Origin of the sequence: Pantoea sp. SORGH_AS_0659 (assembly GCF_031453915.1) — a bacterium.
In the GTDB taxonomy this organism is placed as follows: Bacteria; Pseudomonadota; Gammaproteobacteria; order Enterobacterales; family Enterobacteriaceae; genus Pantoea; species Pantoea leporis.
The window spans coordinates 1,917,266-1,930,421 of the sequence record NZ_JAVJAK010000001.1 but is presented as its reverse complement, the minus strand read 5'-3'; the positions used below and the strand labels follow the sequence as shown (position 1 = coordinate 1,930,421).

General features: G+C 54.1%; 11 protein-coding genes and 1 pseudogene. 5 read left to right on the top strand and 7 right to left on the bottom strand.

Features of this window, described 5'->3' with window-relative positions; all coding sequences use genetic code 11:
* Positions 1 to 14 precede the first annotated feature (14 nt).
* Positions 15 to 656, bottom strand: a complete 642-nt coding sequence (locus tag Q3H59_RS08980) for a bifunctional 4-hydroxy-2-oxoglutarate aldolase/2-dehydro-3-deoxy-phosphogluconate aldolase (protein WP_008110463.1) — start codon at positions 654 to 656, stop codon at positions 15 to 17.
* A 187-nt stretch (positions 657 to 843) separates the two neighbouring features.
* Positions 844 to 2,319: a glucose-6-phosphate dehydrogenase gene (gene zwf, locus Q3H59_RS08975; RefSeq protein ID WP_064738913.1), complete on the bottom strand. Its 1,476-nt coding sequence runs from the start codon at positions 2,317 to 2,319 to the stop codon at positions 844 to 846.
* Between the two features lie 372 nt (positions 2,320 to 2,691).
* Here zwf and Q3H59_RS08970 point away from each other — a divergent pair, with 372 nt between their 5' ends.
* From Q3H59_RS08970 to Q3H59_RS08960, 3 genes are all read left to right on the top strand, one after another.
* Positions 2,692 to 3,546 (top strand): MurR/RpiR family transcriptional regulator, encoded by an 855-nt coding sequence (locus Q3H59_RS08970; protein ID WP_101764164.1) that lies wholly within the window; start codon positions 2,692 to 2,694, stop codon positions 3,544 to 3,546.
* Positions 3,547 to 3,653: 107 nt separating this feature from the next.
* Positions 3,654 to 5,096 (top strand): pyruvate kinase, encoded by a 1,443-nt coding sequence (pyk, locus tag Q3H59_RS08965; RefSeq protein ID WP_101764163.1) that lies wholly within the window; start codon positions 3,654 to 3,656, stop codon positions 5,094 to 5,096.
* An 86-nt stretch (positions 5,097 to 5,182) separates the two neighbouring features.
* A complete protein-coding gene (locus tag Q3H59_RS08960; RefSeq protein WP_309834367.1) occupies positions 5,183 to 6,418 on the top strand; it encodes an MFS transporter in 1,236 nt (411 codons plus the stop codon).
* Positions 6,419 to 6,442: 24 nt separating this feature from the next.
* On the opposite strand, the gene lpxM is transcribed toward Q3H59_RS08960, so the two are convergent.
* From lpxM to znuA, 3 genes are all read right to left on the bottom strand, one after another.
* Positions 6,443 to 7,420 (bottom strand): lauroyl-Kdo(2)-lipid IV(A) myristoyltransferase, encoded by a 978-nt coding sequence (gene lpxM, locus Q3H59_RS08955; protein WP_101764161.1) that lies wholly within the window; start codon positions 7,418 to 7,420, stop codon positions 6,443 to 6,445.
* Between the two features lie 126 nt (positions 7,421 to 7,546).
* A complete protein-coding gene (gene mepM, locus Q3H59_RS08950; RefSeq protein ID WP_110866308.1) occupies positions 7,547 to 8,875 on the bottom strand; it encodes a murein DD-endopeptidase MepM in 1,329 nt (442 codons plus the stop codon).
* Positions 8,876 to 8,888: 13 nt separating this feature from the next.
* The gene (znuA, locus tag Q3H59_RS08945) at positions 8,889 to 9,860 is read right to left on the bottom strand and encodes a zinc ABC transporter substrate-binding protein ZnuA (protein ID WP_137385939.1); all 972 of its coding nucleotides are present in this window, start codon (positions 9,858 to 9,860) and stop codon (positions 8,889 to 8,891) included.
* Between the two features lie 77 nt (positions 9,861 to 9,937).
* Between znuA and znuC the strand changes: the two genes are divergently transcribed.
* A complete protein-coding gene (gene znuC / locus Q3H59_RS08940; protein ID WP_277973687.1) occupies positions 9,938 to 10,693 on the top strand; it encodes a zinc ABC transporter ATP-binding protein ZnuC in 756 nt (251 codons plus the stop codon).
* Positions 10,690 to 11,477: pseudogene (gene znuB / locus Q3H59_RS08935) on the top strand (zinc ABC transporter permease subunit ZnuB). Before znuC ends, znuB begins: the two are co-directional and overlap by 4 nt.
* 7 nt (positions 11,478 to 11,484) lie before the next feature.
* Here znuB and ruvB read toward each other — a convergent pair.
* Complete coding sequence (gene ruvB / locus Q3H59_RS08930) at positions 11,485 to 12,489, bottom strand: Holliday junction branch migration DNA helicase RuvB (protein ID WP_007889560.1); 1,005 nt, start codon at positions 12,487 to 12,489, stop codon at positions 11,485 to 11,487.
* An 8-nt stretch (positions 12,490 to 12,497) separates the two neighbouring features.
* Positions 12,498 to 13,112, bottom strand: coding sequence for a Holliday junction branch migration protein RuvA (gene ruvA / locus Q3H59_RS08925; protein WP_309834363.1), 615 nt, complete (start codon positions 13,110 to 13,112; stop codon positions 12,498 to 12,500).
* Between the last annotated feature and the right edge of the window lie 44 nt (positions 13,113 to 13,156).

Below are 13,156 nucleotides of genomic sequence, written 5' to 3'. Positions count from 1 at the left end.
ACCACTTCATGAACTTATGCGCGTGCCCCTTCAACCGCTTCACGCGCCAAACGCGTAATACGATCCCAGTCACCGCTTTCCAACGCATCATTCGGTACCAGCCACGAACCGCCAATGCACAGCACGCTTTTCAGCGCCAGATAATCCCGATAGTTGGCTGGCGAGATGCCGCCAGTTGGACAGAAACGCACCTGCGGGAACGGACCGCCAATCGCGGATAATGCTTTCACGCCACCATTGGCTTCCGCCGGGAAGAATTTGAACTCCCGCAGGCCGTAATCCATGCCAGTCATCAGTTCTGAAACCGTGCTGATACCTGGAATCAATGGCACCGGACCTTCAACCGCGGCTTTCAGCAGCGATTCCGTCAATCCTGGGCTGATGACAAACTGCGCACCGGCGTCAGTGACTTCTTTCAGTTGCTGGGTGTTGATCACCGTGCCCGCACCGACAATCGCTTCCGGTACTTCTTTAATCATGGCACGCAGCGCGTCCATCGCCACCGGGGTACGCAGCGTGACTTCCAGCACGCGCACACCGCCAGCCACCAGCGCTTTCGCCATCGGCACCGCGTGTTCCAGCTTGTTCACCACGATGACCGGCACGACCGGGCCAGTTTTCAGGATCTGTTCAGCACTTGTTTTCCAGTTCTTCATCACGTTTCCTTGGTTGCATCAGCCCGGCGTTTGGCCACGCTGTCAATAATTGGGCTCTACCATACAAGATCGACTGGAGCGGCGTCCATTGGATATCAGAATTTTTTGAAACTCTGGTTCACTTTTCAGAAAAATGAATTCTGGACGTAAAAAAGCCCGCACATTTGGCGGGCTCAATATTAGGTTTCTATTCGAACTCGTTCCAGGAACGGCCATCGCGAGTAATCATCGCGACAGAGGCAACCGGTCCCCATGTTCCCGCCTGATACGGCTTCGGCGCTTCGGCATCGGCGCTCCAGGCATCAATGATCGAATCCACCCAGCCCCACGCTGCTTCAACTTCATCACGACGCACAAACAGCGCCTGAATACCGCGCATGGTTTCCAGCAGCAGACGCTCGTAAGCATCGGCCAGATGCGACTGGTTGAAGGTTTCGGAGTAGCTCAAATCCAGCTTGGTGGTCTGCAGTTTATGCTTGTGGTCAAGTCCCGGCACTTTGTTCAGTATTTCGATATCCACGCCTTCGTCCGGCTGCAGACGAATGGTCAGCTTGTTCTGCGGCAGTTCAGCGTACGAATCCTTAAACAGGTTCATCTCAGGATTCTTGAAATACACCACCACTTCAGAGCATTTGGTTGGCAAGCGCTTGCCGGTACGCAGATAGAACGGCACACCAGCCCAACGCCAGTTATCGATATCCACGCGAATAGCAACAAAGCTTTCCGTGGCGCTCTGCTTGTTAGCGCCCTCTTCTTCCAGATAACCTGGCACTTTCTTGCCCTGCACAAAGCCGGCGGTGTACTGACCGCGTACGGTTTTCTCGCGCACGTTGGTTTGATCGATACGACGCAGTGAGCGCAGCACTTTCACTTTCTCATCACGAATCGCATCCGCGCTCAGATCGGACGGCGGCGACATGGCAATCATGGTGAGGATCTGCAACAGGTGGTTCTGAATCATGTCACGCATCTGGCCGGCTTTGTCGAAGTAACCCCAACGGCCTTCGATGCCCACCTCTTCTGCCACGGTGATCTGCACGTGATCGATGGTGCGATTGTCCCAGTTGTTGACGAAGATGGAGTTGGCAAAACGCAGCGCCAGCAGGTTGAGCACCGTCTCTTTACCGAGATAGTGATCAATACGGAAAACCTGGCCTTCTTCGAAGTATTTGCCGACGCTGTCATTGATCTCTTGTGAGGTTTCCAATGAGGTGCCGAGCGGCTTTTCCATTACTACGCGTGCCGGTTTGGCGTTCAGCTTGGCGGCGCCCAGACCGTCGCAAATCGCGCCAAAGGTGCTTGGCGGCATGGCGAAGTAGTTAATGGTGACGCGGTTTTTCTGGTCAAGCATTTTGCCCAGTTTGGTGAAATGCGAGGTGTCATTTACGTCGAGGTTACAGAAGTCGAGACGGCTGCTGAGGGTGTCCCACAGCGCTTCATCGATCTTCTCTTTCATGAAGGTTTCCAGCGCTTCACGTACCACTTTGGTATACGCGGCTTTATCCCAATCCGCGCGACCCACGCCAATAATGCGAGTGGTTTCATGAATCTGACCGGCTTTTTCCAGCTGATACAGTGATGGCAACAGTTTACGGCGCGCGAGATCGCCTTTGGCACCGAAAATCACCAGATCGCATGCCTGGGCTGTTTGTGTAACCGCCATTTTCCTCTCCTCGTTGCAGGATATACCCGGCTTGAGCGTTCTCATCACGCCAGGTCCTTATTGTAATTTTCTTACAGCACAATGTACGTTTTTAGCGGGTTTAGGACAACCCGAACGCAGTGTTTTGCTGGCGTTAACTGTGAACGTAATAAAGGTGTTAAGTGTGTTGTAGCGTGCCATTTGAGCACATTTTCTGTTTCGATATTTGTCGTGGCAAAACACGTCAGCGATCAAAGTATCGCAAAAAAATCGCGTTTACATTTGTCCTCCGCTGCGTGCGAGGGGCTATTACACGGTATATTCTTGTGAATTGGCAGCGATTTCATTGATTGATGAACGCGAAAAAGTGATTGACGCTCATTAGGTTAAACCATGCTGGAACAGATTCAGGCGCAACTCGATGCGTTAAGCAAATCAGAACGTAAAGTCGCAGAGCAGATTCTTGCCGCGCCGCAACAGGCGATGCACTCCAGCATCGCCACGCTGGCACGCGCCGCTGACGTCAGCGAACCGACGGTGAATCGCTTCTGCCATCGTATGGGCACGCGCGGCTTTCCTGACTTCAAATTGCAACTCGCGCAGAGCCTGGTCAAAAGCCCGAACTGGGTGAGCCGCGATGTGGAAGAAAATGACAGTGTGGAAAGCTATAGCCACAAAATTTTTGATTCCGCGTTAGCCGGCCTCAGCCGCGTCCGCCAGCAACTCGACTCTCAGGTGATTCGTCAGGCGGTTCAGGCGCTGTCAAAGGCGCATAAAATTGCCTTTTTTGGCCTTGGTGCCTCCGCCGTGGTGGCACATGACGCCACCAATAAATTTTTGCGATTTAATCTGCCGGTCATCTGGTCAGAGGATATTGTGATCCAGCGCATGAGTTGCATAAATAGTGGTCCAAACGATGTGTTTGTTCTCATCTCACATACTGGTCGCACCAAAAATATGGTAGAACTGGCTCGCCTGGCGCGTGTAAACGCTTCCACTGTGCTGGCTATCACTTCTCCGGGTTCCCCGCTGGCGGCGGAAGCCACGCTGGCTTTGACGCTCGACGTACCCGAAGATACCGATATCTACCTGCCAATGGTTTCCCGCCTCGCACAATTAACCGTGATTGATGTTCTGGCGACAGGGTTTACCCTTGAGCGCGGCGCTGCTTTCCGTGAAAATTTAAAACGGGTGAAAGAAGCGCTGAAAGATTCACGCCTGGAGAAACAGGCGCAGGAAAATAATTAACATCACATTCACAATGTGAGTCGAATCACAGCCCATCGATCATATAGAATAGATGAACACTACGTGTCACTTGAGAGCGACACGATACTTTGCTAACGGAGTCCTTCATGTCCAGACGTCTCAGAAGAACCAAGATCGTTACAACCCTCGGTCCAGCCACCGATCGCGACAACAACCTCGAAAAAATCATCGCGGCGGGTGCTAACGTTGTACGACTCAACTTCTCCCACGGCACACCGGAAGATCATCAGCAGCGCGCCAATAAAGTCCGTGAAATCGCGGCGAAACTGGGTCGTCACGTAGCGATCCTTGGCGACCTGCAAGGCCCAAAAATTCGCGTATCGACCTTCAAAGAAGGCAAAGTGTTCCTCAACGTCGGCGATCGTTTCCTGCTGGATGCTGATTTAACCAAAGGCGAAGGCGATAAAGAAAAAGTCGGTATCGACTATAAAGGCCTGCCAGAAGATGTAGTGCCCGGCGATATCCTGCTGCTGGACGACGGTCGCGTGCAGCTGAAAGTGTTGGAAGTTCAGGGCGTAAAAGTGTTCACCGAAGTCACCGTCGGCGGCCCGCTCTCTAACAATAAAGGCATCAACAAACTCGGCGGCGGTCTCTCTGCCGATGCGCTGACCGAAAAAGACAAAGTTGATATCGTTACCGCCGCGAAAATCGGCGTGGATTATCTGGCGGTCTCCTTCCCGCGTAACGGCGAAGATATGAATTATGCCCGCCGTCTGGCGCGCGACGCCGGCTGCGACGCCAAATTGGTGGCGAAAGTGGAACGTGCTGAAGCCGTTGCCTCACAGGAAGCGATGGATGACATCATCCTCGCTTCTGACGTGGTGATGGTTGCACGTGGCGATTTGGGTGTGGAGATTGGCGATCCTGAGCTGGTGGGTATTCAGAAAGCGTTGATCCGTCGCGCTCGTCAGCTGAACCGCACCATCATCACCGCCACGCAGATGATGGAGTCGATGATTACCAATCCAATGCCAACGCGTGCCGAAGTCATGGACGTGGCGAACGCCGTGCTGGATGGTACCGATGCGGTGATGCTGTCGGCGGAAACCGCTGCTGGCCAGTATCCGGCTGAAACCGTCTCAGCGATGGCGAAAGTGTGCCTCGGCGCAGAGAAAATCCCGAGCGTTAACGTTTCTAAGCACCGCCTGGAAGTACAGTTCGATAACGTCGAAGAAGCGATTGCCATGTCGGCGATGTATGCTGCCAACCATCTGCAAGGGGTTTCAGCGATCATCACCATGACCGAATCGGGCCGTACCGCGCTGATGACCTCACGTATCACGTCCGGCTTGCCGATCTTCGCCATGTCACGTCACGAACGTACGCTGAATCTGACGGCGCTGTACCGTGGTGTTACGCCAGTGTTCTTCGACAGCAACAACGATGGTGTTGCTGCCGCGCACGATGCAGTGAATTTGCTGCGCGAAAAAGGTTTCCTGGTTTCAGGCGACCTGGTGATTGTCACCCAGGGCGACGTGATGTCGACCACCGGTACCACCAATACCAGCCGTGTACTGCGCGTAGATTAATACGCACCACCCACAGCGGCTGTAACAACATGGACAAACGCGACTGCCTGGCAGTCGCGTTTTTATTTTTTTGACAAGGAGGCCAGATGGCCCGCTATCAACCTATCACTCAACTCACCGGGCGCGTGCTGCTGTTCCCGCTCGCGCTGGTACTCTTCGAGTTCGCCACCTATATCGCGCATGACATGATTCAGCCCGGCATGCTGCTGGTGACGTCTGAATTCAGCGTCGGCCCGGAATGGGTTTCGACCTCGCTGACCGCGTATCTGATGGGCGGTGTGGCGCTGCAATGGCTGCTCGGTCCGCTCTCTGACAAATATGGCCGCCGGCCGGTGCTGCTGTTTGGCATCCTGTTCTTTGCCGCCGCCTGTATTCTGACAACGTGGGTGAGCAGCATTGAGGAGTTTGTCGCGCTGCGCTTTGTGCAGGGTATTAGCCTGTGCTTTATTGGCGCCGTCAGCTACGCAGCGGTGCAGGAAGCCTTTGACGAGGCGCTGGCAGTACGCATGATGGCGCTGATGGCCAACGTCGCGCTGCTGGCACCGCTCGCTGGTCCGCTGGCCGGAGCCGCGTGGCTCACCGTTGGCGAGTGGCGCAGCATGTTCTGGCTGTTTGCCATCTGCAGCGTGATTGCGTTTGCCCTGCTGTGGCGCGTCATGCCGGAAACCGCTGGCGATCGCAGTCACTCTATCGCCCTGCCAACGCTGGCGCGCGGCTATGCGCGTTTGGCGCGCGATCGTCAGGTGATGTACGGCTCCTTTGCCATTGGTTTGGTGTTTATTCCGATCCTGACGTGGGTAGCGCTGTCGCCAGTGATTCTGATGCACGATGAAGGATTGTCACGCATGCAGTATGCGCTGCTGCAGCTACCGGTGTTTCTGGCGATGATTGCCGGCAACATCACGCTCGGCAAACTGGCTGGACGCGTGCCGATTGAGCAGCCGGTGAAGTTTGCCGCCTGGCCGATTCTGATTGGTTTGAGTATTTCGCTGCTGGCTAATTTGCTCGATAGTCACACCTATCTGCTGCTGACAGCCGGGTTAAGCTTGTACGCTTTCGGCGCAGGCATGGTGAATGCCGGTCTGTACCGTTTGACGCTTTACTCCAGCAACGAAGGCAAAGGCAGCGTGGCGGCGATGCTCGGGATGATCAGTATTCTGACCTTAGCGGTAGGCATTGAACTGGCGAAAAGTGGCTACTTCAGCGGCGGCACACCGTGGTTTAGCGGGATTAACTTCGCCGCTGGCGTGCTGTGGTTTGGTCTGGTGACCCTGTTCCTGCGCGAACGTAAACGTCGCAGTCACGTGGCGGCAATAGAATGATAAAGGGGCCAGACGGCCCCATGTTTATTTCCTACGAGGATAAAGATCTTTGCGCGCATAAGGTTCGATATCCCCTTCCTTACGCGTTTTCAGCAGCTTCAGAATCCAGGTGTACTGTTCCGGATGCGGGCGCACGAACACTTCAACTTCTTCATTCATGCGACGCGCAAGCGTATTGTCATCGGCATCCAGCAAGTCATCCATTGGCGGACGCACATAGATTTCCAGACGATGGGTTTCACTGTTATACACCGGGAACAGCGGCACAACGCGTGCGCGGCATACTTTCATCAGGCGGCCCACTGCGGGCAATGTGGCTTTGTAAGTGGCAAAGAAATCCACAAATTCGCTGTGTTCCGGGCCGTGATCCTGGTCCGGCAGATAATAGCCGTAATAACCCTGACGCACCGACGCGATAAACGGCTTAATGCCGTCATTTCGCGCATGCATACGGCCACCAAAACGGCGTCGCACGGTATTCCACAGATAATCCATTAACGGATCGCTTTGATTGTGGAACATCGCCGCCATCATCTGGCCTTCAGACGCCAGTAGCATCGCTGGAATATCCACGCCCCAGCCATGCGGCACCAGGAAAATGACGTTTTCTTTGTTGGCCTGCAGTTGCTCAATGATTTCCCGGCCGTGCCAGTCAACACGCTTGCGCACATGCTCGGGATTACGCATGCCCAATTCGGCCATCATCGCCATCGCCTGCGGTGCGGTGGCAAACATACGATCAGCAATCTCTTCGCGCTGCGCTTCACTCAATTCCGGCAGGCAATAATAGAGATTGATCAGCGCACGGCGGCGCGCACTTTTCGCCAGCTTACCGGCGAACTTGCCCAATCCGCCCAGTATCGGATCGCGCACTTTAGCGGGAAGTAAAGCCATGCCGGCCAGCGCGCCAACCGCCAACCAACTTCCCCAGTATTTCGGCTTTAAAAAAGAACGTTGAAAAACGGGAATAAACTCGCTGTTATTTTTCTTTCGGGTTTCCATGCACTCGCCTCTGACAATGACCGGTCAATAATAGTGACGGTGGTTAATTTTGCAATCTTCATGCGCCAGATAGCAAAAAACCGACGAAGAATGCGTCGGTTTTTAAGTGTTACGCGCAATTATGCGCTATTTCAGCGTCAACTGCGGCAACCAGGTTTTGACTTGCGCCATGTAAGTGCTGCGATCTTTACCCGTCAGACCCTCCATGCGCGGCAGTTTTGCCGTCAATGGATTCACCGCCTGATTGTTGATCCATACTTCATAATGCAAATGCGGACCGGTTGAACGTCCGGTGTTACCCGACAACGCAATACGATCGCCGCGTTTCACTTTTTGCCCCGGTTTCACCAACGCTTTACTCAGGTGCATATAACGCGTCATGTACTGACGACCGTGACGAATTGCCACGTAATTCCCGGCAGCACCGCCGTTTTTCGCCATCACCACTTCACCATCGCCCACGGCTAACACAGGCGTACCAATAGGCAGCGCGAAATCGACACCTTTATGCGGTGCAATGCGGCCGGTTACCGGATTAAGGCGACGCGGATTGAAGTTGGAAGAGACACGATACTGCTTAACCGTAGGGAAACGCATAAAGCCACGCGCTAAACCAGACGCGTTGCGATCGTAGAACTTGCCGTCTTCCGCACGGAACGCGTAATAGTCTTTACCGCCGGTGCGCAAACGCACGCCAAGCAATTGGCTTTGGGCACTTTTGCCATCGAGCATTTCACGTGACATTAGCACACTGAAGTCATCACCGGCGCGTAGTTTGCGGAAATCCATCTGCCACTGCATCGCTTTGATGACGTTGCTGGTTTCTGCGCTGGTTAAGCCCGCACGCTGGGCACTGGCAGCAAAACTGCCGCGCACTTCACCTTTCAGTACGTTGTTTTGCCACTCACCCTTTTGCAGCTCCTGCTGCATCTTAAAGCTGCCGTTGTCGGCGCGCTGATAAGTACGGGTTTCACGACGATCAATTTCCCAGCTGAAGGTTTGCAGTTGTCCATCGGCATCCAGCGTCCAGCTCAGTTGCTGACCAACGCGCATGTTACGCAGATCTTTATCGCTACTGACTAATGCGTTGATATCGCCCATCTCAATACCGTACTGATTTAACGCGCTGCTCAGCGTATCACCTGAAGAGACGGTGTACTCATGTACGTTGGGATTGTCCGGAACGTCATTATCAATGTCGTCAGCAGGAATATCGTCGGACGGTTCTTCCGTTGTCTGGTCAATCGGCTCGCTGGCTTCGGGCAACAGCGTGCGCAGTTCGTCTTTATCCAACGTAATGGTTTTCACGATGGGGGCAACGTCACGCGGATGGTAAACGTAAGGCCGCCATACTGCGACGGCCAACGTGACAACGGTTAATGAACCCAGCATAACGCGGTGGGGGCGCGGCAAATTGTTAAATGCGAGGGCGACAGAGCGGGCTATCTGCTGCACTTTTACCTATTCCTCATGCTCCATTCAGGCAGCTCGCATACTGGCTCGACAGCTGTGAAAGAAATTTCACGTAGCTGTCTTTGGATAAGCTGATGTCCATACCCAACGGATCTAACGTGCCTTTACGTACGGAAGTTCCACGGGACACGGCATCGATGACGGCCGGTCTGAATTGTGGTTCAGCGAAAACGCAAACGGCTTTCTGCTCAACCAACTGTGTTCGTATTTGATGTAAACGCTGGGCGCCCGGCTGGATTTCAGGATTGACGGTAAAATGACCTAAAGGTGACAAACCGTAATGTTTTTCAAAGTAGCTGTAAGCATCGTGAAAAACGAAATAACCCTTGTTCCGCACAGGCGCGAGTTGCGCGCCGATGTGTTTGTCTGCATCGGCTAATTCTGCCTTAAATTCCTGCAGATTAGCGTCAAGTTTGGCTTTGCTTTGCGGCATAAGTTCCAATAATTTTCCATGGATTGCAACCGCAGATTGTAAGGCCATGTCAGGGGACATCCACAGGTGCATATTAAACTGTCCGTGGTGGTGATGCGCATGAGACCCGTCCTGGTCTTCGGAATTTTCTGAGTCGTGATCGTGATCGTGACCATGCTCATGTTCCTCATCTTCATCATCGCCGCTAATCAATAGCGGTTTTATGCCCGGCAATGCGGCAATTTCGAGGTTTTTACTGGCAGGTAATTCGGCCGCTGACTTAGTAAGAAAGGCTTCCATCTCTGGGCCTGTCCACACCACTAAGTCTGCGTTTTTAATACGTTTTACATCAGAGGGACGCAAGGCATAATCATGCTCTGAGGCGCCATCAGGCAGCAATACTTCAACCGGCGTAATACCCTCTGCGATAGCCGCTGCGATAAATCCGATAGGTTTGATTGAAGCGACAACTGCGGAGTGCGCGGGTAATGCGCTTGCCGCGCCAATTGCCGCAGCAGTAAGGGTGAAAATCAGGCGCTTTTTATTGTGTAACATAATACGTCATTCCATCGTGACCCGTTGATGGAATGTGATATTATAACATTCGAAATTCAATGCAACCCGTAAATAACATGTCGCCACTTGTTACCCTTGAAAACATTTCTGTGAAGTTCTCCCAGCGTCCGGTGCTTGCAGGTATTAGCCTCGCACTTGAGCCGGGGAAAATTCTCACCCTGCTCGGCCCGAACGGCGCCGGTAAATCCACGCTGGTTCGCGCGGTGTTGGGGCTACTCAAACCCACCAGCGGCAGCGTCACGCGCGCCGCTGATTTGCGTATCGGCTACGTGCCGCAAAAACTGCACATCGACCCAACGTTGCCGATCACCGTGGAACGCTTTATGCGCCTGTCGCGCGGCACCAAACGCGATGCCATTTTGCCGGCGCTCAAGCGCGTGCAGGCCGGGCATCTGCTGCATGCAACGCTGCAAAAACTTTCCGGCGGTGAGACACAACGTGTTTTGCTGGCGCGTGCATTACTCAATGAACCGCAGCTTTTGGTACTGGATGAGCCGACACAAGGCGTTGATGTCAACGGCCAGGTCGCGCTATACGATTTGATCGATCAGCTGCGCCGCGAACTGAACTGCGGTGTGCTGATGGTTTCACACGACCTGCATCTGGTGATGGCGAAAACCGACGAAGTGCTGTGTCTCAACCATCACATCTGCTGTTCCGGCACGCCGGAAGCGGTGTCACAACATCCCGAGTTTATTGCGATGTTTGGCCCACGCGGCGCGCAGCAGCTGGCGATTTATCGTCATCATCATAATCACCGTCACGATTTACAGGGACGCATTGTTCTGCGCAAAGGAAATGGCCCGTCATGATTGAACTGTTATTACCTGGCTGGCTGGGCGGCGTGTTGCTGGCGCTGGCGGCCGGTCCACTTGGCTCGTTTGTGGTTTGGCGCCGCATGTCTTACTTCGGCGATACGCTCGCGCATGCGTCCTTACTGGGCGTGGCGTTTGGTTTGCTGCTCAACGTGAATCCTTACTATGCGGTGATTTTGGTGACCGTGTGTCTGGCGTTGGGATTGGTGTGGCTGGAGCGACGCCCGCATCTGGCTATTGATACGCTGCTCGGCATTATGGCGCACAGTGCGCTGTCGCTGGGTTTAGTGGTCGTCAGTCTGATGCAAGGCGTGCGTGTCGATCTGATGGCTTACCTGTTTGGCGATCTGCTGGCGGTGACGCCCGATGATTTGTGGATGATGGGCGGCGGCGTGGCGATTGTACTGGCGGTGATGGCGTGGCAGTGGAATTCGCTGTTGTCGATGACCATTAGTCCGGAGCTGGCGCAGGTGGATGGCGTTAACATTCAGCGCACGCGTTTGATGTTGATGCTGGTCACCGCATTAACCATCGGCGTAGCGATGAAGTTTGTCGGTGCTTTGATTATTACGTCGTTACTGATTATCCCGGCGGCGACGGCACGTCGCTTTTCGCGCTCGCCAGAACAGATGGCCGGTTTTGCGGTGATTGCCGGTATTATCGCAGTGACCGGCGGACCCTGACCTTCTCCGCTAGCTACGATACGCCAGCCGGTCCTTCAGTGGTGTTATGCGCGGCAGTATTGTTCATCATTAGCATGGCAAAAAAACCGGCGGCATAACGCCGGTTTACTCTTCGCGACTAATACCAAAGTGTTTGTAAGCATGCTGCGTGGCCATCCGGCCACGCGGCGTGCGTTGAATGAATCCTTGCTGGATCAGGAAGGGTTCAATCACATCCTCAATAGTTTCCCGCTCTTCGCCAATCGCCGCTGCCAGGTTATCTAAGCCAACCGGACCACCCGAGAACTTATCGATAATCGCCAGCAGCAGTTTGCGATCCATATAATCAAAACCCTGACTGTCGACGTTAAGCATATCCAGCGCGCTGGCTGATACTTCGCCGCTCAGATTGCCGTTGGCGCGCACTTCCGCAAAGTCACGCACGCGGCGCAGCAGGCGGTTAGCGATACGCGGCGTTCCGCGTGCACGACGCGCTATCTCCAGCGCGCCCTCTTCGCTCAGCGCCAGGCCAAGACAGGCCGCGCTACGACCCACGATATGCTGCAGATCGGGCACGTTATAGAACTCAAGGCGCTGCACGATGCCGAAACGGTCGCGCAGCGGCGAAGTTAAAGAACCGGCACGCGTCGTGGCACCAATCAGGGTAAACGGCGGCAGATCGAGCTTAATCGAACGCGCTGCCGGACCTTCACCAATCATGATATCCAGCTGATAATCTTCCATCGCCGGATACAGCACTTCTTCCACCACCGGCGACAGCCGATGGATCTCATCAATAAACAGCACGTCATGCGGTTCGAGGTTAGTGAGCATCGCCGCCAGATCGCCGGCTTTTTCCAGCACCGGGCCGGACGTGGTGCGCAGGTTGACGCCCATTTCGTTAGCGACGATGTTAGCCAGCGTAGTTTTACCCAGTCCCGGCGGGCCGAAAATCAGCAGATGATCGAGTGCATCGCCACGCAGTTTCGCAGCCTGGATGAAAATCTCCATTTGCTCGCGCACCTGCGGCTGGCCAACATATTCCGTGAGCAGCTTAGGGCGAATGGCACGATCGAGCGTTTCTTCTTCATTAAAGGAACTGCCCGAGACCAGACGATCGGCTTCAATCATGCTTTACCTCAAATAGCTGCGCGCAGGGCTTCACGAATCAGGGTTTCGCAATCCACATCCGGTTTACCGACTTTACTGATCATACGGCTGGCTTCCTGCGGTTTATAGCCCAGAGCCACCAGCGCTGAAACCGCTTCGGCTTCAGCATCGTTATTGTCTTGTGCAGTAGATGGCGTGGTCAACGTAAAGGTTGAATCACCACCAAACAGATCGCCGTGCATGCCGATAAAGCGGTCTTTCATCTCCACAATCAAACGCTCGGCGGTTTTTTTACCCACGCCCGGCAGTTTGATCAGCGAGGCAATCTCTTGTCGCTCAACGGCGGTCACGAACTGCTGGGCCGACATGCCAGACAGAATTGCCAGCGCCAGTTTTGGCCCAACGCCATTCACCTTCACCAGCTCGCGGAACAGCGTGCGTTCCTGCTTGTTATTGAAACCGAACAGCAGCTGCGCATCTTCGCGTACCACAAACTGCGTAAAGATAATCGCTTCCTGATTGATCTCCGGCAGCTCGTAAAAGCAGGTCATTGGCATGTGCACTTCATAACCGACACCGTGCGCCTCAATCAACACCAGCGGCGGCTGTTTTTCCAGAATGTTGCCTCGTAAACGACCAATCACCTGAGCAATTCCTTAATCTGATAAGTAAGCCTGTTTATATACCA